Here is a 19,114-nt window from a genome sequence, read left to right on the forward strand (position 1 = left end):
GTTTTGCGCGGAGACTCCGGGATTCGAACCCGGGAGGGGCTTTAAGACCCCAACCGCATTAGCAGTGCGGCGCCATAGACCAGACTAGGCGAAGTCTCCTCGGTGACCCTGCGGACCACCGCGGACGAGGATACAGGTCCGCCCCCACCCTGGGCAAAGCGACTATCCCGACGGGCGGCAATCCCTGGTGGGGGCCGCGCCGGGGGTGCCGCCGCATCGCCCCACGCGGCGTATTCCCGCGTGTGCGAGGTCACGTTCGCGGCTACGCTCCTGTTCCATGCAGGAGCAGCCGCCGAGCGACCCGCCCCGCCGCCCCGCCAGCGACCGGGCGCGTCGCCGCTCGCCGGAGGCGACCTTTACGCCGCCGCCCGTGCCGCCCCGGCAGCCGCAGCCCTCCGACGATGACGCGACGCCCCGACCGAAGCGGACCCGCCCGACGAAGGCGGCACCGGCCGTGCTGTTCCAACCCCCTGCCGCCGAGTCACCCGTACCACCACCGGCGGCTGTCACCCGACCGCGCCGTCCGGCCGCGGGTCGGCCGGCAGCCGCGCCGTCGGGCGCGCCGGACGACCCGCCGACGGCACCGACGCCGTCCGGCACGGACGACGCACCCGCACCCGACGCCGGCACGGCGACGCCCGCCACCGCACCAGCACCAGCACCAGCACCAGCACCAGCACAGCCCACCACCGCGCGGACGCCGGCGGCGCGGCGTACCCCCCGCAAACGGGCGACGGGCGCGGTCGCCGGCACCACCGACTCACCCCCCGGACGACCGGCATCCGCCGAGGCCACCATCCCGACCGCGACCGCACCACCGGAAACACCCCCACCGGCAGCAACGACAACCCTTCCACCGGAATCAGACCCACCGCCGGAAACGGCCGGACCGTCGCAGGCAGTCACGGCCGCTCCCATGGAAACGGACACACCGACGACAGCGGCCGCGCCGACGGCGCAGGGCACGGCAACGACGGCACCGGGCACAGAACCGGCGACGCAGGGCACGGCACCGGAACCGGGCACCCCTCCCCGGAAGCGGACCGCGCGAAAGGCGACGACGGCGTCGACCACCCCGGCCCCCCGCCGGGCTGCCCCCCGCACGCGGGCGACCCCACCGAAGAAGGCGCCCCCGGACAAGACGCCAGCGGCACCCACCCCCGAGCCGACCACCACCCCGGCCACGGAAACCACTCCCGAACCGACCACGGTTCCCGCCACGGAGCACACCCCGACCACCACGCAGCGTCCGCCTGCCGGCCCTGATCCCGTCGGCACCTCGCCCGCCGCCACCAGCGCCCCCGCCGTGACGGCGGCGGCGGACCCGGGTGGTGTGGCGACGGGACGCCTGGAGCTGGCGACGATCCGGACCCGGCTGCTGGCCCATCCGGGGTTCGCGCCGGAGTTGCTGGCCCTGGCGGCGGTCGAGGGGATCGGGCCGCAGGCCCGGGAGTGGGCGCGCGGGCTGCGCGAGGCGTACCCGGATGCCGGTCCGGACGGGTTGGCCCGGCTGGCCACCCGGCGGTTCGTGAGGTGGGCCGGGGTGGGTGGGGCGACGGCGGCGGTGGCCGGGCTGTTCGCGCCCCTGGCTGAGCTGGCGGTGGTGCTCTGGACGCAGTCGGCGCTGGTGCTGCACGTGGCGGCGGCGTACGGCCGGGACCCGGCCGACCCGGAGCGGGCGGTGGAGTTGCTGGTACTGACCCGGGTGCACCCGGACGCGGACGGTGCCCGTGCCGCGCTGGACGCGGCGCGGGCGGCGGACGGCCCGGGCGACGGGCCGTGGCCGCGTGCGGCGGAGGCCGCGTGGCGGCTGGCAGCTCCGCTGGCCGCGCAGGCCGGTGGCTGGGCCGCGCTCCGGTTGGCGGCCCGGCTGCTGCCGGGGGCTGCGGTGCTGGCGACGGCGGCGGGTGACGCGGCGGCGACCGACCTGTTGGCCGCCCGCGCGGTGGCCAGCTACCGGCCCGCCCGTACCGGCGGCTAGGCCGCCCGCCGAGCGACGGCGACCGGCGACGCAGCGGCCACCGGCGACGCAGCGGGGACAGCGACGGTCAGAGCCAGTCGAACCAGTCCTTCGGCAGCAGCGAGTAGCCGACGAAGGCGACCACGTCGAGCAGGGTGTGCGCCACGATCAGCGGCATCACCCGCCGGGTGCGCAGGTAGAACAGGCTGAACACGACGCCCATCACGGCGTTGCCGACGAACGCTCCGAAGCCCTGGTAGAGGTGGTATGAGCCGCGCAGCAGCGCGCTGGTCGCGATGACCGCGCCGATCCGCCACTGGAGCTGGCGCAGCCGGGTGACCAGGTAGCCGACCACGATCACCTCCTCCAGCACGGCGTTCTGCACGGCGGCGAGGACCAGCACCGGCACCGCCCACCACAGCGGCGGCAGGCCGGCGGGGACCAGGGTGGCGTTGATGCCGAGCTGCGCCGCCGCCCAGAACAGGGCCAGGCCGGGCAGGCCGATCAGTGCGGCCAGGCCGGCACCCCGGGTCAGGTCGGACCCGGGCCGTCGCAGGTCCACCCCGAGGGTGCGCGCCGGGTCGCCGGGGTCGCGCGCCAGCAGGTGTACGGCGAGCAGCACCGGCAGCAGGGCGAAGGCGATGCCCAGCAGCTGGTACGTCAGGTCGAGCCAGGGCCGGGCGGACTGCGAGGTGTTGAGCGAGGCGGTCTGCTTCGACAGCGGCCCGTCGGCGGTCAGTTTCGCGGTCAGCGACACCACGGCGTAGACGGCCGACTGCCCGAGTGACAGGCCGAGGACCAGCAGGGTCTCGGTGCCGAGGACCCGCCTGAACTCCGGGCGGGTGTACTGCTCAACGGTCACCGCACCACTCTGCCCGACGGGGTGGCCCGATCGCACCGGCCGGTGGGCCCAGATGAGCCGATCGCACATTCTGTGCGACCGGTGCACACGCTCCGTGGACATTCTATCGGTGCCCGATCCGCCGTCAGGAGGAGGACCGCCCCCCGTGGACAACTTCGCTCGGCTGCTGAAGGAGAGTTGGACCCTGGTCGAGGAGGACCGGGACCGGCTGAGCGGTCGCTTCTACGCCCGGCTGTTCCTGCTCGATCCGGAGCTGCGCCGGCTGTTCCCGGCGGAGATGACCGGCCAGGGCGACCGGATCCTGGACGCGATCGTCACCGCCACCCAGGTGATGGACGACCCGGAGAGCTTCGACGAGTACCTGCGCTCGCTGGGTCGGGACCACCGCAAGTACCACGTCGACGCCGCGCACTACGCGACGATGGGGGTGGCGCTGCTCGACGCGCTGCGTACCACGGCCGGTGACGGCTGGAACCTGGAGTACGACCAGGCGTGGCGGGACGCGTACGCGGCGATCACGGCGACGATGCTGGCCGGGGCGGAGTCGGACGAGAATCCGCCGTACTGGCACGCGGAGGTGCTCACCCACGAGCGGTACGGCACCGACACCGCCGTGCTGACGGTCCGGGCCCTGCAGCATCCGCTGGTCTGGAAGGCCGGCCAGTACGTCAGCGTCGAGGTGCCCCGGCACCTGCCCCGGGTGTGGCGGACGTACTCGGTGGCGAACGCCCCGAACGACGACAACGTGCTGGAGTTCCACGTCCGTACGCCGGCCGGCGCGGGCTGGGTCTCCGGGGCGCTGGTGCGCCGGACCAAGCCGGGTGACCTGCTGCGGGTGGCCGCCCCGATGGGCTCGATGACGGTGGACCGGGATTCCGGGCGGGACATCCTCTGTGTGGCCGGCGGGGTCGGCCTGGCCCCGGTGAAGGCGATGGTGGAGGAGCTGGCGGGCTGGAACCGGGCCCGCTGGGTGCACGTCTTCTACGGTGCCCGGCACGCCGACGAGTTGTACGGCCTGGCCGGTCTGGAGGAGCTGGTCGCCGTCCACCCGTGGCTGTCGGTGACCCCGTCGTGCAGCGACGACCCGGATTTCGCCGGTGAGCGCGGGGACGTCCCCGACGTGGTGGCCCGGTACGGCCCGTGGACGTCGCACGACTGTTACGTCTCCGGTTCGGCCGCGATGGTCCGGGCGACGTTGCGGGCGCTCGCCGAGGACGACGTACCGCCGCAGCACATCCGGTACGACACGTTCGGCAACCTGTAGAGCTTTACTCCCCCCGAACCGGGGCGCGTGCCCCCGCCCCCTGGGGCACGCGCCCCGGTCCCCTCCGTGTCCACCCGGATCGGCGGGGCTTCAGGCGTTGCTCTCGCGGTACTCCTCGACGGGGACCAGCGGCACGCCGGGGGCCATCCGGTCGGTCCAGGCCCGGCCGTCGAGGTGGTCGATCTCGTGGGCGACCAACCGGGCCATCCCGTACGCGAACGAGGTGATCATCCGGCTGCCGTCCGCGCGGGCGTGTTCGACCTCGATGCGCAGCGGCCGGGCCACCAGGCCACGGTGGTCGGCGGCGGCGAGGCAGCCTTCGTACTGTTCGACGGTTTCCGGGCTCTCCCCGACCACCCGGGGGTTGACCAGGACGACCGGCGGGGCGGCCCGGTCGGCGGGGCGGACCACGGCGACCGCGACGTCCAGGCCGATCTGCGGGGCGGCGAGGCCCGTGCCGGTGCTGAGCGGGTGCACCTCCCCGGCCCGGACCAGCAGGTCGGTGAGCCGGTCGGCCACCTCACGGGCGTCGGCGGCCTCCCGGGGCAGGTGCAGGGGGCGGGCGGGTCGGCCGGGCGGGGTGGCCTCGGGGGGCAGCACGCCGAGGGCGCGCATCCGGTCGGCCGGGCGGGTCGGCACGGGGGGCGTCTCGACGGCTTCCCGCCGGAACCGCCACTGGAGGCGGAAGCGGGTGTTGAGCGGCGGGTCGTCGGTGGACCAGTCGAAGACCACCCGGTCCCCCCGGTCGTGCCGGCGGACCGGGGTGCGCAGCGGTCCCTCGTCGGCGGACAGCGAGGTCTCCACCCCCCACACCCGGGGGTCGAGGGCCGCCGGGAGGTCGAGTCGTACGGCGAGGTGCCGGGTGGGCAGGCGGACGGCCCGCTGGAACCAGGGGCCCCACTTGACCCGGCCGACCCGGTAGGCGTACTCGACCTCGGCGCGTTCGCCGGGGTGCAGCGGGAACCGTCCGTCGGCGTTCTCGAACAGCAGCCAGATCTCCTTGTACGCGTCCCGGTCGTGGCGGACCCGCCAGTGCATCGGTTCGCGGGCGCCGTCGTCGTGGTGGACGGCGCGGAAGCGCAGCTCGGCGAAGGTGAGCGGGTGTTCGCGGTGGTGCCGGTTGGAGCGGCCGGGGTCGTCGGGCCACCTGTCGACGGCGACCCGGACGAGATAGCGGGTGACCGGTTCGGTGCCGGCGTTGTGCAGCCGGCGGCGGATCACGCACCGGTAGGTGCCGTCGACCAGGGTGAGGGTGGCGGTCTCCCGTTCGACGACGAGCCCGGTGCCCGGGGGGAGCCAGCGGCCGGGGGGTGCGGGTTCGCGGTGGCCGGGGGTGGCGCGGGTGTGGCGGAGCTGGTCGTACTCGCGGAACCGCTGCCAGATGACGCCCCCGGCGTCGAGGACGGCCTCGGCGCGGCGGGCGAAGTCCTCGGTGGGGCGGTGTCGTCGCCCCTCGACGTGGCTCACGTACGACGGGTCGAAGCCCATCATGGTGGCGAGCTGTTTCTTGGTCAGCCCTCGCCCCATCCGGTGCCGGGCGAGTTCCGCCGCGAACGAATCGGCGGCCCGCTCCAGGGGAGAGGTCGTCATCAGCTTCCTCACGCAGCGCAGCCGGGATGACAAGTCTTCACGTTTTTCCCATCGCCCTGTACCGAACTGGCACGTTGCCGACATATGCCTTGACATCGCCCGCGTTTTCCCCGCGTTCGGCCGGGTAGTAGCCGAAGCGGGCCGATCCGTACCGACGGGACGGACATGGTGATCCCGGCCTCCCGATCCACCTCCGCAGAGGCTTCCCTCAGCGCCCAGGCATGGTTAGGCTAGCCTTATTAACCGCCACCACCCGTGGCGGGCCGAGCGGGACGGGAGGGGGTCCGGATGACGGCGGTGCTTCCCGGCCAGGATCTCGCCGGCCGACTCGCCCCGGTCACCGCCACCCTGCGCGCCATGTTCGGCACCGACGTGCTGCCCGGCCTCGCGCCCGGCCTGGTGGTCGCCGACGACATCGGCTGGAGCCCGGCCACCACCCTCGTCGACGGCACCCGGATGCCGGAGTTCCTGCGCGCCGCCGCCCGCCGCTGGGGCGGCACCCCGCACGCCTGCGCCGCGCTGGCCTGGAAGTCCTACAGCTACTGGACGGCGCTGCCGGTGGTGCTCGGCTGGGCCTCGGCCCGCCGGGTGCCGCTGCTCGACCCGGCCGACGTGCTGATCCACTTCGAGGACCACCGGCAACTGCTGACCATGGGCCTGCACCGCGCGACGACCGTCGCGGTGCTGCCCGGTGACCCGCTCGCCCTCACCGGCCAGCCCGGCGTCCGGGTCGCCGCCGACGAGGCCGAGCTGCTCGGCCTCCTGCGGGCCTCGCTGCTCGACGCCCACCTCGTCCCGATGATCACCGCGATCCAGGCGGAGGTGCGGGTCGGTGCACGTACCCTGCTCGGCTCGGTGGCCTCGGGGATCGCGCACGGCATCCTGCGCGCGGCGGACGTCCTGCCCGGCCCGTCGGTGACCACCATCGACACCCTGCTCGGCACCCTCGGCCTGGCCGACCTGGTCGAGCTGGTGCCCGGCCGGGGCGGCGAGCCGACCGTGCAGCGGCGCACCTGCTGCCTGGCGTTCACCCTGCCCAGCCCGAAGGTCTGCCAGGGCTGCTGCGTCCGCACGGCCTGACCCGGCACCCCGGCGGGCTCACCCGGTGAGCGACCGGACGTCCCACCGCCACACCCCGCCGGTCTGCACAGGGGTGATGCCGGTCAGCGCGGTCATCGCCCGACGCAACGCGTCGGCGTGCCGGTGCGGGCCGAGGATCACCACACCGGCCCGCCAGTAGCGCAGGTCGGTCACGGCGGCCCGCCGGTCGACGTCCGTGATCGGCGGGAGGTTGCCGGTCCGCGCGATCCCGCCGAAGAAGTTGCTGGTCCGCCGGTAGGGGGCGGTGAACAGGGCGGCGTCCGGTTCGGGCGACCACGGCCGGGTGTCGGGGGCCAGGAAGTAGCCCCGGGCCAGCGGCATCTCCAACCCGGTCCGGGCCGACCAGCGCAGCGGATCGGCGTAGGTGTTGTCGGGCAGCGGCAGGGTGACCACGCTGCGCCCTCCCGCCACGTACGGTCGCCAGCCGCCGCCGGTGACGAACTGCGGCACCGGGTCGAGCCGGGTCGCCGGCAGCGGGGTCGGCAGCAACGGCACCAGGGCCATCAGCAGGACGGTCACCGTGGCGAAGCGGACCTGCCGGCGGGCGGCCGGATGCCGGCGGGCGAGGTCGCGGGCCCGCTGGGTGCCGAGGGCCAGCAGCACCCCGACGATCGGGGTGATCGCCAGCGACCAGCGGGTGGGCACCACGGAGTGCAGCAGCGGCAGGTCCTCCAGCAGTGCCCAGGGGGCAGGGACGCCGGTGTCCCGCCCGTTGAGCTGCACCTCCCGGCCCAGCGACAGGACGGCGAAGATCAGCCCGAGCGCGGCCAGGCCGACCACCAGGGCGTTGCGCCGAAGCCACCAGACCAGGGCGACCGTGAGCACGGCCAGCGGCCAGCCGAAGAAGGCGTTCTCCTCGGTGGGATTGCGGGCCAGCGGGTCGGCGGACCGGGCGTCCCCGGCCAGCGACTCCCGCGACCACCCGACGAACGCGCCGAGGTCGGTGCGGTAGCCCCGGATCAGCCGGGACAGCCCGTGGTAGGAACCCGGCCCGAAGAGCTGCACGTAAAGCGGGTAGGCGAGCAGCACGGCGGACAGCAGCGCGGCCACGCCGAGCCCGGCGAGGAACGGTCGGGTCGCCGCGCGTAGCGGCGGTCGGCCGATGGCGAGGGCACCGACCACCACAGCCAGGGCGATCGCGGTCATCAGCAGGATCTCCAGGTTGAGGAAGGCCTGCCAGACGATCAGCAGGCCGAGCAGGAGTCCATTGCGCAGCCACCGGCCCGGCCCGGCCAGCCGCAGGGTGCGCCAGATGATCAGTGGGACGACGAACTGGGAGGCGATGTTCGGGTGGGCGTTGGCGTGCGACACCATCGCCGGGGCGTACGCGCAGAAGGCCGCGCCGAGCCAGGCCGGCCCCCGGGAGCGGGTGACCACCCGGGACAGGAAGAAGTACCAGGCGGTGCCGGTGGCCGCCATTCCCAGGGTGAGAAAGACAAGAAATGACCAGTGCGGCCCGAAGAGGACAGTGACCGGGGTCATCGGTATTGAGACGGATAATACCGAGGTATTCGCCATCAGGTTGACGCCGTCGGGCACGTTCATCCGGTCCGAGGCGAACGGATAGCTCCATTCCGTGACCACCCGCGCGCCGTGCGCCATCATCCACTCGAACTGCGCCTGGTCCGACCGGTTGTCGCGTACCCCGGCCGCCGGGTCGCGCCAGAACCGGGCGGTCACCCAGAACGCGAGCATCAGGTAGCTGACCACGGCCAACGCGTCCCACCGCCACCCGGCGGCCGACGGACGGGCCGCGGCCGACGGCCCGGCACGGGGCGCACGGGCCGCCGGGAGCACCCGTCGCCAGTGCCGTCGGACGACCCGCCGGACCGGTGTCGCTCCGGCGTCCCCGACGTCGGATCGACCGGTCCCGCGCTCCGATTCGCCAGTAGTCATAGCAATTCAGAGCGTAGTTGGCCTATGGCGGTCACGTGACATGTTTCGGGTACTGCCGTACTATGTGCCGGGTTCGCCGACCGCCGATCACGTGCCCTCCCCCGACCACATTTCGGCCTTCACAGTGCCCCGTTTCCTCCGCCCCTGACGCGGATGATTCACTCTGTCGGTCCAGGCGCGGGTCAGTCATATCGTGAGGAATCGACGCATGGCAGAAATCCTTGGGGACCAGCGCGTCCAGGCAGAGGTTCTGGAGGGCCTGGCCACCGCGGTCAACCACCGCCGGTGGTTCGTCGAACTGGCGGTGCCCCACCTCGGTGACGACCCCATCGAGATCGGCAGTGGCCTGGGCGACTACGCCCTGGAGTGGGCACGGCACGTGCCCCGGTTCACCGCCACCGAGGCCGACCCGGACCGGCTCATCCTGCTCAAGGAGCGGCTGGTCGACGAGCCGACCATCGAGGTCCGCGAGATGCTGCTGCCGCACCCGGGGGGCGGCGACTACAGCGCGGCCGTGTCGTACAACGTGCTGGAGCACATCGAGGACCACGTGGGCGCGCTGCGCAGCATGCGCGACCTGGTCCGGCCCGGTGGCGCGGTGATCATCATCGTGCCGGCGTTCCAGTTCGCGATGGGCCCCGCCGACATCGCCACCGGCCACGTGCGCCGCTACACCAAGAAGACCCTCGGCGACGCGATGACCGCGGCCGGACTGCGGGTCGAGACGATGCACTACGCCAACGCCCTCGGCCTGATCGGCTACTTCATGGCCACCAAGGTCTTCCGGCTGATGCCGAAGGAGGGCCCGATGGTCAAGGTGTACGACACCCTCGTCCTGCCCGCCACCAAGGCCGCCGAGCAGCTCGTCCGGCCGCCGTTCGGCCAGTCCGTCTTCGCCGTCGCCCGGGTGCCCGGCTGAGGGCACCGCAGGCCCGCCGGCCCCGCCCGCGCGGGACCGGCGGGGCCACCGGTCACTCCTTGATCTGGTACGTCGGCCTGATGACCGCCCGCGCCAGGGTGTGGAACGCCAGGTTGAAGCCGACGTACGCGGGGCTGGCGTCCGGCCCGACGCCGAGCGTGTCGACGTCGACCGCGTGCACGGCGAAGACGTACCGGTGCGGGCGGTCGCCCGGCGGCGGGGCCGCGCCACCGTAGCCGGTGTCGCCGTAGTCGTTGCGGACGCTGAACGCACCGCCCAGGTCCGCCTCCCGTACGCCGGTCGGCAGGCTGGTCGTGGAGGCGGGCACGTCGACCAGCACCCAGTGCCAGAAGCCGCTGCCGGTCGGGGCGTCCGGGTCGAAGCAGGTCACCACGAAACTCTCCGTCCCGGCCGGGAAGCCCGACCAGGCCAGGTGCGGGGAGACGTTCTCGCCACCGGTGCTGCCGTGCGCGTACCGGGCGTCCATCGGCTCGCCGTTGTGCACGTCGTCACTGGTCAGGTCGAACGACGAGACGGTCGGCAGCAGCTCGTACGGGTCCGGGGCGATCGGTCGTTCCAGGGTCATCGGGAAGGTCCTTCCGGTGTACGCGTTTTCCTCTGCCCCTTCTTACCCCGCCGGGCCGGCACGACGAACCGGAAGCACCGCGCACCGTCGGGCCGCCAGAATGAGGGGACGCGGCGGACGACCGGGAGGGCGCATGCAGGACACCGAACGTGAGGCGGAACTGTTGGAGGCGGAGCGCCGTCTCCAGGCCGCCCAACGGGCCGGCGACGTGGCCGCGCTCGACGCCCTGCTCGACGACCGCCTGATCGCCGTCGGGCCGGACGGTCGCACGTTCAGCAAGGAGGACGACCTGGCCGCCCACCGCAGCGGCACCTCGGTGCTCGACGAGCTGGTGGAGGAGGAACTGGAGCTGATCGTGGCCGGCACGACCGGGGTGACGTTCTTCCGGGGGCGGGTCAGCGGCACCTTCGCGGGCGAGCCGTTCGCGGCGCGGCTGCGCTACACCCGCACCTGGGCCTACGACGACGGGTACGGCTGGCGCATCCTCGCCGCCCACCTCAGCCCCGTCCCCTGAGCCGGCTGTCCGGGCTGCTCGCCAGCCGACGCAGGGCGGCTGCCACCGGCGTCGGGGCGGCGGCGCACACCCGGGGGTCGCCGCTGTTCAGGCCGGCCGACCGGTTGCCTGCTCTCCAGCTTCGCAGGCTGTACGAAGATCGACCGACGAGCGACCGCGTCGCCTTTGGCATCCAGTTGGTAGACGTCGAGCCAGCACCACCCGTCGTAGGTGGTCCAGTCGAGCACCCGGATGACCCGGCACCAGATCGGCTTGACGAACTGCACGCTGGCGGCGCGGGTGACGTACACCAGGTCGCCGGCCTCCGGCAGCGGCGCGTTCATCGATGGCCCCGGACGTGACGTAGCCTGCGCCACGCCCTGATCCGGGCACGGGCGGCCTCGACCAGCGGGCAGAAGCCGCCCTCGGTGCATCTGCCGCACCGGCTGTGGCGGGGGTGGTCCAGGCAGTCCCACGCGGACTGGACCAGGAGCGGCACTCCGCTGCGCGCATCCACCGCGCCCCGGCGGACAGCCGCCTGCCGGCAGGGGCAGTCATCAGGGGCGGCGCGTGGGTAGGGCTGCGGCGGCGCACTCCGGACCCGAGCCCACGCGCCGGTCTGATTCGGATACGCGGTCGCCGGTCCGGTGCGATCCAACGGCGGGGAGGCACCCGGACGACCAGCCAGCCGGCGCAGGACGCGCATGATCAACGTACGCAGCATGAGCGACCGGGGTATGGGGTCCCCGTCGGAGGTAGGGGGCCACCTGGAACCGCACAGGCAGCCGACCGTGGGTTGTCGTGCGGGCGTTCGTTCACGGAATTGCCTCCAGCCTGGTGGTGCTGCGAAGACGGGATGCCGGGCTGAGGTGGCGGCACGGGATCCACCCCAACCCGGCAGGGGCATCACGGCCAGGCGCCAACCAGGAAGGAATACCCGCTCCGGCAACCTAGGTCACTATGTGGCCACTGGGCAAGGAGAGACCAAGGTGCCCGGCGTGTCGTGATCTACTGGCCAGGCCAACCAGGTACCGGACCATCCGGAGATCCGCCATGCCCATCCCCATGTCCTCACGCCAGATCGCCGACGACCTGACCGCCCGCATCCGCGCCGGGGAGTACCCGCAGGGCTCCAAGCTGCCGTCCCTACGAGAGTTGGCCGACCTGTACTCCGTCAGCGTGTCCACCATCCAGCGCGCCTTGGAACTCACCCGGGAACGAGGGCTCACGATCGGCCGGGCCGGTGCCGGGGTGTACGTGAGCGAGGGCGACTAGGTTGAGGCGATGGTCGACCAGTTCTCGCGCGGCACGGTCCGCGCGGCGTCGCCCTGCTACGGGAACGCGGGCTGGTCATGACCATGCCCCAGCGCGGCACCTACGTCACCGAGAGCCGCACGAAGACGTAGCCCGGGTTGATCCCGCCTGGTCGGCGCGGGTAGTCCAGATGACGCCAGCAGCTGGAACGGTAGAACATTTAGTTCTACACTCGGATGCATGGAGCGCATCGGTGTCCGGGAGCTGAACCAGAACACGAGCCAGGTGTTGGCGCGGGTGAGTGGCGGCGAGACCGTGGAGATCACCGATCGCGGCCACCCGATCGCCCGACTTGTTCCAGTAGGTGACGACAGATCAGTGTTGGCCAAGTTCGTAGCCGCAGGGCGAGCCGTCGCCCCCACCGGTGGTGGCTCGGTGCCGCTTCCACCGAAGCTCGGTGACGAGAACGTGGACGTGGCCGCCTCGCTCGCAGCGATGCGGGACGAGGAGCGCTGGTGATCTATCTGGATTCCGCCGCCGTCGTCAAGCTGGTTCGGCACGAGGAGTGCAGCACAGACCTCGTCTCCTGGCTCAACAAGCACGACGACGTACCGCTGGTCTCCTCCGCCCTCGTCGAGGTGGAAGTGCCCAGAGCGCTGCGCCGGTCAGCTCCGCAGGCGTTGATCGGAGTGCCGGCCGCCGTCGGACGGCTGTTCCGGCTGGAGATCGACAGTACGATCCGGGCGACCGCAGCCGCGTTTACCGAGCCGACGCTCCGCAGCCTCGACGCCATCCACCTGGCCACCGCCCACGTGCTGACCAACGAATCCGGCACGGCACTCACCGCCTTCGTCACCTACGACCGACGGCTCCTCGAATGCGCCAAGGAAGCAGGACTACCCACCGCGAGCCCCGGCCAGAACTGATCTCCGAATCCCCTGGTAGGAAGCCGACCATCCGTACGGAAGTACGGTCATAGCCCCGGCCGCGCATCGGGGTGCGCCCCTCACTTCCAGTACGGGGCGTAGAAAGTTCTCGGTCACCGACCAAGTAAACGCCCCTCACTGGCATCTGCGCCGGGCAGGGGAAATCTCTACGGCTCCTGGGGTGTGGATTCCTCTATAGGGCGCGAACAGCGGAAACGCATCACACAGATTGCGTTCTTTTGCGCTTTAACACACGCTCCAACTGTGGTGATGACGGGCGGAGATATTTTGACTACCGGTCAGGTAGCTGAGCTGCTGAGATCGTCGCGTCAGCGCGTGGTCAAGCCTGTGCGAGCGGGGTGACCTGCCATTCGTAATGGTCGGCAGGCACCGACGAGTCGAGCGCCGAAATGTCGAAGCTCTGCTGCACCCCGGCCAAAACTGACCCGCGACCAGCTCAAGTCAATGTGGCCTCCACCAAGCGGTGGCGGGCAGCCTGGCCACCGACCCGGACGAGGTGCTGGGCAAGGCGAGGGCGGACCTCGACCAACTCCTCCATCAGCACGATGGCACCATGGCCGAGGTCTGGCTGAAACGCTCGCAAGCCAAGATCGACGAGGGGATCGGGGTCGTGCTCACGATCCTGACGTCGGACGACCCGGAAGCCGTCGAGCTGCGACAGAACTCGCCCTTCACTGGGGTGCCATCCCGGCCACAACGCGCGAAGGTCCTCGATTCCTTCAGCCGGAGCGGCTAGGGACCCGCCACGTGAGACGTGAGCAACTGGACCACGTCCTTCGATCGGCATACCAGATCGCCGGGGACCCAGACGTCCTTGTCATCGGTAGCCAGCCGGTCGACACCTCCAGAGCACGGCCACTACGCCGCCCACTCAACCTGCCAATTCACCATGGTCAAACCAGATTTTGGCGGCCGCCCACTAGCATGTATGCCATACGGCGCACTGCAATGGGGAGCGGCAATGGTCGACGACGTGATCCAAATTTTCAGTCTGGCTGCGGTAATCGTCACGTTATACTTTGCCTCCCTACAAACCAAGAGGCTTCGGGAGCAAATAACCATTTCGAACCTCTTTAGCAGATACGAGGCATTGAATCATGCGAGCGAGCGCTACGATGTGGCTCTGAGTTTGATCTTTCAGCGACCAGAGTTCCGGCCGTACATATTCGAACGCAAGCCGGTCGACCTACAAGGAGATGATCTTGCGAGAGCGTTGACCGTGGCAGATCTCATGGCCGGCGCGGTCGACTATGCCATTCGTGTTGGCGCACGATTCCCTGATGACACCCACTCAGATTGGGCAGTTGTCGCTGAGGAGATGGCCAAGCAGCCAATCTTCCGCGCGATAGTGAGCGAGCAGCCGCATCAATTCCCAGATCTATTGGCTTATTTCACCAGGCCATAGTCGGTGCCGCATCGAAGGCGTCGAGCGATCCTTTGAACTCCACGTCACAAAGTACGCTCGAATTCAGGCCGATTCCCTCACGCAGCAGGCGCGGGCATTTGCGGCTTAACCGGGCGAGCGGAGACGCGTCGCGCTTTGCACCCCGATCTGCATAAGCAGCGGCGCGACCGCAAAAACGGCGCGCCGCCTTATACTCTCGCGCCGACCATTCGACGACTCAGGCCGGGCACGCCATCTACAGGAATTAGCCAATCTGTCGATCATGCAGAAGGCGTCCGATCTGCCGAACGCTCGAAGGGACGGCTGCCGGTCGCCATGATACTGCGCCGAGGGTGGGTAGCCTTCTAGATCACCTGCACGTGCCGCTGAAGGTTCTACGCCTCAGGCAACGACGGACAGGAAGCAGCCCGGAAGCGGGGCCAAGGGCCGTTGAGCACCGAGCAAGCCGAGTGACGCCGACACGAATACGACACGACAAGCGAGACGTGAAGGCAACCAGCGGAACGGGGTGAGATCGATTCACGAACGGCGAACCTCCCCTGATCGGCGTTCGTGCTGGTCAGGGGTTCGCTTCTGCAGCTCTCGGGCGGAGGGTGTGGGATTCGAACCCACGAAGACATCGCTGCCTTACCGGTTTTCAAGACCAGCGCCATCGGCCACTAGGCGAACCCTCCCGAACCGCCACCCGGGGGTGCGCGGCCTGTGCCTAGTCTGCCACGAACCGCGTCCGGACGAGCCGGCCCATCGCCGTCGGGCGGGGTTCGGCGTACCGGAGAGGGGCCCTTGATCCCTGGCATGACCAGCGTGACCTCACCCGGATGGTCCACTGTGGCCGAAATTCCGGCCGTCGTGGGCGAGCGGTGGACCGCCCGGGACGACGGCCGGTGGATATTGCCGGCCGGACCTGCCCACATGGCGCTTGTCGACAGACCGGGGTGGTTCCCGGCCCGGATCGGGTAAGACTGGGCCATGCACGCGATCACGATCCCGGAACCCGGTGGACCCGACGCGCTCGTCTGGGCGGAGGTGCCCGACCCGGAGCCCGGCGCGGGTGAGGTGGTCGTCGAGGTGACCGCCAGCGCGGTCAACCGGGCCGACCTGCTCCAGCGGCAGGGGCAGTATCCGCCGCCGCCGGGTGCGCCCGCGTACCCCGGGTTGGAGTGTTCGGGGGTGATCGGCGCGCTCGGCGCGGGGGTGACCGGGTGGGCGGTGGGTCAGCCGGTGTGTGCGCTGCTGGCCGGCGGCGGGTACGCCGAGCGGGTCGCCGTGCCGGCCGGGCAGTTGCTGCCGGTGCCGGCCGGTGTCGACCCGGTCGACGCCGCCGCGCTGCCCGAGGTGGCCTGTACGGTCTGGTCGAACCTGATCCGGGTGGCCCACCTGGGCAGGGGTGAGACGCTGCTGGTGCACGGCGGCGGCAGCGGGATCGGCACGTTCGCGGTGCAGTTCGGCGCGGCGCTGGGCGCGACGGTGGTGGCGACCGCCCGGTCGGCCAAGCACGCCAGGTTGCGGGAGTTGGGGGCCGCGCACACGGTCGACTACCGCGAGCAGGATTTCGTGGCGGAGGTCCGGCGGGTCACCGACGGTCGGGGTGCGGACGTGATCCTCGACATCATGGGCGCGTCCTACCTGGGTCGGAACGTGGCGGCGCTGGCCGACGGCGGCCGGCTGGTGGTGATCGGCATGCAGGGCGGCCGGAAGGCGGAGCTGGATCTGGGCGCGCTGCTGGCGAAGCGGGCGTCGGTGGCGGCGACCGCGCTGCGGTCCCGTCCGCTGGCCGACAAGGCGGACATCGTCCGGGGCGTGCGGGAGCAGGTGTGGCCGCTGGTGGAGGCGGGCGTGGTCCGGCCGATCGTGGACCGGCGGCTGCCGATGCGCGACGCCGCGCGGGCGCACCGGCTGGTCGAGTCGAGCGACCACGTGGGCAAGGTGCTGCTCACCACCGGGTGACGACCGGCCGGGCCACACCGGGCGCAGGCCCGGGGGACGCTCAGGCCGGCGGGCGCGGGCCGTCGCGGCGGGGCAGCACCAGGCGGGCGCCGGGGCCCTCGCCGGCCAACGTGTCGCCCGGGTTGTAGAGGGTGCAGCGCTGCAACGACAGGCAGCCGCAGCCGATGCAGCCGTCGAGGTCGTCGCGGAGCTTGCCGAGCAGCTTGATCCGTTCGTCCAGTCGCTCCCGCCAGGTGCGGGAGAGGGCGGCCCAGTCGTCGGGGCTGGGGGCCCGGGACGAGGGCAGCGAGTCCAGCGCGGCACGGATCTCGTCCAGCGAGATGCCGACCTGCTGGGAGATCCGGATGAACGCCACCCGGCGCAGCTCGGTGCGGGCGTAGCGACGTTGGTTGCCACCGGTGCGCTCGGCGTGGATCAGCCCGAGGCGTTCGTAATAGCGCAGCGCCGACTGGGCCACCCCGCTGCGCGCGGAGAGCTGACCGATGGTGAGTGACTCGTACATCACTGCCCTTGAGTTGAAGTTAACTTCAAGTAGCACGCTAGCCACATGACCACAGCGACCGCAACCCACCCCCGGGGCCACGCCCTGCCCGCCCCCGTCGTCGCGCCGCTGGAACGCCTCCGCGCCGGCCGCCACTACGACGCCAACGTGTACTCCACCGTCGACGTGCACTGGGTGCTCTACGACCGGGTGCTACGGATCACCCCGGCCACCGTCGACGCCCCGGACCGGGACCGCTTCCTGCTCTCCAAGGGGCACGCCGTGGCGGGCTACTACGCCGTACTCGCCGCCAAGGGGTTCATCCCCGTCGACTGGCTCGACGACGCGGGCGGGCCCGACAGCCGCCTCGGCGGCCACCCCGACCGCACCCTGGTCCCCGGCGTCGAGATCGGCTCCGGCTCCCTCGGCCACGGCCTCGGGCTGGGCGTGGGCACCGCGCTCGGCCTGCGCGCCCAGGGCCGCACCACCCCCCGGGTGTACGTCCTGCTCGGCGACGCCGAACTCGACGAGGGCTCCAACCACGAGGCGATCGCGTACGCCGGGGCCACCGGCCTGGCCGGGCTCACCGCGATCGTGCTCGACAACGCGTCGGCCAGTCACGGCTGGCCGGGCGGGGTGGCCAGCCGGTTCACCGTCAACGGCTGGACCGCCGCCACCGTCGACGGGCACGACCACGACGCCCTGCACGCCGCCCTCACCGGCCACGACGGCCACCGCCCCCACGTCGTCGTCGCGGTCGACGGACCGATCCCGGGGAGCCGGTCGTGACCATGCGGGACACCTTCGTCGCCAGCGCCACCCGGTTCCTCGACGACCCCCGGACCACGATCGTGCTGGCCGACATCTCCGCCGACGCCTTCGCCGAGGCGGGCCGACGGTATCCGGACCGGGTGGTCAACGTGGGCATCAGGGAACAGTTGATGGTCGGGGTGGCCGGTGGGCTCGCCCTCGCCGGGCAGCGCCCGATCGTGCACAGCTACGCCCCGTTCCTCGTCGAGCGGGCGTACGAGCAGACCAAGCTGGACCTCGACCACCAGGGCGTCGGTGCGGTGCTGGTCAGCATCGGCGCGTCGTACGACCGGGCGGAGGCCGGACGGACGCACCTCGCCCCGGCCGACGTCGCCCTGATCGACACCCTCGACGGCTGGACCGTGCACGTGCCCGGCCACCCCGACGAGGTCCCCGACCTGCTGCGCGACGCGGTCTGCGGGCAGCACTCGACCTACCTGCGGCTGTCCCTACAGAGCAACGCGCGGGCGTACCCGAAGGCGGGTGGGTTGCAGGTGGTCCGCGACGCCGGGCCGGGCGCGGCGCTGCTGGTGGCGGTCGGTCCGGTGCTCGACGCCGCGCTCGCGGCGGTGGCCGGCCTGCCGGTGACGGTGGCCTACACGCACCGGCCCCGGCCGTTCGACGTGACCGGGCTGCGGGCGCTGGCCGCAACCGAGGTGATCGTGGTGGAGCCCTACCTGGCCGGCACCTCGACGCGGGTGGTGGCCGAGGCGCTGGCCGACCGGCCGCACCGGCTGCTCAGCCTCGGGGTCGGTCGGGCGGAGCTGCGGCGCTACGGCACCGCCGAGGACCACGACCGGTGGCACGGCCTCGACCCGGCCGGGCTGCGCCGGGCGGTCGACGGCTTCCTGACCCCGGCGGGATGACCGTGGGCTGACCGGGAGGGACGGGTCAGCGGGGCGTGCGGGCGGGACGGCGGCGGGTGCGTTCCCGGCCGAGGATCCAGATCGCCTCGACCCCGTCCTTCCAGGTGATCTTCTTGCCCTCCTCGCGCCCGCGCGCCCGGTAGCTGATCGGCACCTCGTACGGGCGGATGCGGCGACGCAGCAACTTGCCGGTCACCTCCGCCTCCATCCCGAAACCCCGGGACCTGATGCCCAACGACCGGTACAGCTCGACCGGCATCAGCTTGAAACACGTCTCCAGGTCACCGATGTAGGAGTTGAACAGCACGTTCGCCGCCATCGTGACGCCCTTGTTGCCCATCACGTACCAGAAGCTGTAGGCGCTGTGGCTGCCGAAGGTGCGGTTGCCGTAGACCACCGTGGCCCGCCCGTCGAGCACCGGGGCGAGCAGCCGGGGGATGTCCTGCGGGTCGTACTCCAGGTCGGCGTCGAGGATGACCATGTACTCACCCTCGGCGCTGTCCACGGCCGTCCTGATGGCCGCGCCCTTGCCCGCGTTACGCGGGTGGGTGATCACCCGCAGCCGGGAGTCGTCCGCCCGGCCGAGGATCTCCCCGGTGCCGTCCCGGCTGCCGTCGTCCACCACGACCAGCTCGATCTCGCACGGATAATCGACCGCCAATGCCTGCTTCAGGGCATCCGCGATGCGTTCTTCCTCGTTGTAGACCGGCATGAGGATCGAGAGCTTCACGGG

20 protein-coding genes, 2 tRNA genes and 1 pseudogene are annotated in these 19,114 nt (G+C 71.6%); 13 read left to right on the forward strand and 10 right to left on the reverse strand.

Going from position 1 to position 19,114, the window contains the following annotated elements:
• Nucleotides 1-8: 8 nt before the first annotated feature.
• Together ACN268_RS21140 and ACN268_RS21145 are read right to left on the reverse strand one after the other, a co-directional pair.
• Nucleotides 9-99 (reverse strand) — tRNA-Ser (locus tag ACN268_RS21140).
• Nucleotides 100-506: 407 nt separating this feature from the next.
• Nucleotides 507-680, reverse strand: coding sequence for a hypothetical protein (locus ACN268_RS21145; protein ID WP_421484691.1), 174 nt, complete (start codon nucleotides 678-680; stop codon nucleotides 507-509).
• Nucleotides 681-1,333: 653 nt separating this feature from the next.
• Between ACN268_RS21145 and ACN268_RS21150 the strand changes: the two genes are divergently transcribed.
• On the forward strand, nucleotides 1,334-1,981 hold the full coding sequence (locus ACN268_RS21150) for a hypothetical protein (RefSeq protein WP_421484692.1): 648 nt from the start codon (nucleotides 1,334-1,336) through the stop codon (nucleotides 1,979-1,981).
• 67 nt (nucleotides 1,982-2,048) lie between these two features.
• Here ACN268_RS21150 and ACN268_RS21155 read toward each other — a convergent pair whose 3' ends face one another.
• Nucleotides 2,049-2,822 (reverse strand): CPBP family intramembrane glutamic endopeptidase, encoded by a 774-nt coding sequence (locus ACN268_RS21155; protein ID WP_421484693.1) that lies wholly within the window; start codon nucleotides 2,820-2,822, stop codon nucleotides 2,049-2,051.
• A 145-nt stretch (nucleotides 2,823-2,967) separates the two neighbouring features.
• Here ACN268_RS21155 and ACN268_RS21160 point away from each other — a divergent pair, with 145 nt between their 5' ends.
• On the forward strand, nucleotides 2,968-4,086 hold the full coding sequence (locus tag ACN268_RS21160) for a globin domain-containing protein (protein ID WP_421484694.1): 1,119 nt from the start codon (nucleotides 2,968-2,970) through the stop codon (nucleotides 4,084-4,086).
• Between the two features lie 90 nt (nucleotides 4,087-4,176).
• Here the strand turns inward: ACN268_RS21160 and ACN268_RS21165 are convergent, their stop codons facing one another.
• Nucleotides 4,177-5,676, reverse strand: a complete 1,500-nt coding sequence (locus ACN268_RS21165; RefSeq protein ID WP_421484695.1) for a peptide deformylase — start codon at nucleotides 5,674-5,676, stop codon at nucleotides 4,177-4,179.
• 288 nt (nucleotides 5,677-5,964) lie between these two features.
• Between ACN268_RS21165 and ACN268_RS21170 the strand changes: the two genes are divergently transcribed.
• Nucleotides 5,965-6,756, forward strand: coding sequence for a hypothetical protein (locus tag ACN268_RS21170; RefSeq protein WP_421484696.1), 792 nt, complete (start codon nucleotides 5,965-5,967; stop codon nucleotides 6,754-6,756).
• 18 nt (nucleotides 6,757-6,774) lie between these two features.
• Here the strand turns inward: ACN268_RS21170 and ACN268_RS21175 are convergent, their stop codons facing one another.
• Nucleotides 6,775-8,472, reverse strand: coding sequence for a hypothetical protein (locus tag ACN268_RS21175; protein ID WP_363792663.1), 1,698 nt, complete (start codon nucleotides 8,470-8,472; stop codon nucleotides 6,775-6,777).
• Nucleotides 8,473-8,881: 409 nt separating this feature from the next.
• Between ACN268_RS21175 and ACN268_RS21180 the strand changes: the two genes are divergently transcribed.
• On the forward strand, nucleotides 8,882-9,592 hold the full coding sequence (locus tag ACN268_RS21180; RefSeq protein WP_088642340.1) for a class I SAM-dependent methyltransferase: 711 nt from the start codon (nucleotides 8,882-8,884) through the stop codon (nucleotides 9,590-9,592).
• A 52-nt stretch (nucleotides 9,593-9,644) separates the two neighbouring features.
• On the opposite strand, the gene ACN268_RS21185 is transcribed toward ACN268_RS21180, so the two are convergent.
• Nucleotides 9,645-10,178, reverse strand: a complete 534-nt coding sequence (locus tag ACN268_RS21185; RefSeq protein ID WP_421484697.1) for a YbhB/YbcL family Raf kinase inhibitor-like protein — start codon at nucleotides 10,176-10,178, stop codon at nucleotides 9,645-9,647.
• 133 nt (nucleotides 10,179-10,311) lie between these two features.
• Here ACN268_RS21185 and ACN268_RS21190 point away from each other — a divergent pair, with 133 nt between their 5' ends.
• A complete protein-coding gene (locus tag ACN268_RS21190) occupies nucleotides 10,312-10,692 on the forward strand; it encodes a nuclear transport factor 2 family protein (RefSeq protein ID WP_204925405.1) in 381 nt (126 codons plus the stop codon).
• Between the two features lie 53 nt (nucleotides 10,693-10,745).
• On the opposite strand, the pseudogene ACN268_RS21195 reads toward ACN268_RS21190, so the two are convergent.
• Nucleotides 10,746-11,015 (reverse strand): annotated as a pseudogene (locus tag ACN268_RS21195) (hypothetical protein); the annotation flags it as partial.
• A 709-nt stretch (nucleotides 11,016-11,724) separates the two neighbouring features.
• Here ACN268_RS21195 and ACN268_RS21200 point away from each other — a divergent pair.
• From ACN268_RS21200 to ACN268_RS21220, 5 genes are all read left to right on the forward strand, one after another.
• Entirely contained in the window at nucleotides 11,725-11,946 is a 222-nt protein-coding gene (locus ACN268_RS21200) for a GntR family transcriptional regulator (RefSeq protein ID WP_421484698.1), read from the forward strand.
• 219 nt (nucleotides 11,947-12,165) lie between these two features.
• Nucleotides 12,166-12,444 (forward strand): type II toxin-antitoxin system Phd/YefM family antitoxin, encoded by a 279-nt coding sequence (locus ACN268_RS21205; protein ID WP_421484699.1) that lies wholly within the window; start codon nucleotides 12,166-12,168, stop codon nucleotides 12,442-12,444.
• Nucleotides 12,441-12,851: a type II toxin-antitoxin system VapC family toxin gene (locus tag ACN268_RS21210; RefSeq protein WP_421484700.1), complete on the forward strand. Its 411-nt coding sequence runs from the start codon at nucleotides 12,441-12,443 to the stop codon at nucleotides 12,849-12,851. The genes ACN268_RS21205 and ACN268_RS21210 overlap by 4 nt, the downstream gene beginning before the upstream one ends.
• A 484-nt stretch (nucleotides 12,852-13,335) precedes the next feature.
• Entirely contained in the window at nucleotides 13,336-13,608 is a 273-nt protein-coding gene (locus ACN268_RS21215) for a hypothetical protein (protein ID WP_421484701.1), read from the forward strand.
• Between the two features lie 225 nt (nucleotides 13,609-13,833).
• Entirely contained in the window at nucleotides 13,834-14,277 is a 444-nt protein-coding gene (locus ACN268_RS21220; protein ID WP_421484702.1) for a hypothetical protein, read from the forward strand.
• A gap of 587 nt (nucleotides 14,278-14,864) precedes the next feature.
• Here the strand turns inward: ACN268_RS21220 and ACN268_RS21225 are convergent.
• Nucleotides 14,865-14,951 (reverse strand) — tRNA-Ser (locus ACN268_RS21225).
• A 295-nt stretch (nucleotides 14,952-15,246) separates the two neighbouring features.
• Here ACN268_RS21225 and ACN268_RS21230 point away from each other — a divergent pair.
• A complete protein-coding gene (locus ACN268_RS21230) occupies nucleotides 15,247-16,224 on the forward strand; it encodes an NAD(P)H-quinone oxidoreductase (protein WP_421484703.1) in 978 nt (325 codons plus the stop codon).
• A 40-nt stretch (nucleotides 16,225-16,264) separates the two neighbouring features.
• Here ACN268_RS21230 and soxR read toward each other — a convergent pair whose 3' ends face one another.
• Nucleotides 16,265-16,726 (reverse strand): redox-sensitive transcriptional activator SoxR, encoded by a 462-nt coding sequence (gene soxR, locus ACN268_RS21235; protein WP_421484704.1) that lies wholly within the window; start codon nucleotides 16,724-16,726, stop codon nucleotides 16,265-16,267.
• A 45-nt stretch (nucleotides 16,727-16,771) separates the two neighbouring features.
• Here soxR and ACN268_RS21240 point away from each other — a divergent pair, with 45 nt between their 5' ends.
• On the forward strand, nucleotides 16,772-17,494 hold the full coding sequence (locus ACN268_RS21240; protein WP_421484705.1) for a transketolase: 723 nt from the start codon (nucleotides 16,772-16,774) through the stop codon (nucleotides 17,492-17,494).
• Between the two features lie 2 nt (nucleotides 17,495-17,496).
• Complete coding sequence (locus tag ACN268_RS21245) at nucleotides 17,497-18,381, forward strand: transketolase family protein (protein ID WP_421486950.1); 885 nt, start codon at nucleotides 17,497-17,499, stop codon at nucleotides 18,379-18,381.
• A gap of 25 nt (nucleotides 18,382-18,406) precedes the next feature.
• On the opposite strand, the gene ACN268_RS21250 is transcribed toward ACN268_RS21245, so the two are convergent.
• A complete protein-coding gene (locus ACN268_RS21250) occupies nucleotides 18,407-19,111 on the reverse strand; it encodes a glycosyltransferase family 2 protein (protein ID WP_204925630.1) in 705 nt (234 codons plus the stop codon).
• Nucleotides 19,112-19,114: the final 3 nt, after the last annotated feature.

It is taken from the genome of Micromonospora sp. WMMD735 (genome assembly GCF_049178995.1).
Taxonomy (GTDB): domain Bacteria; phylum Actinomycetota; class Actinomycetes; order Mycobacteriales; family Micromonosporaceae; genus Micromonospora; species Micromonospora wenchangensis.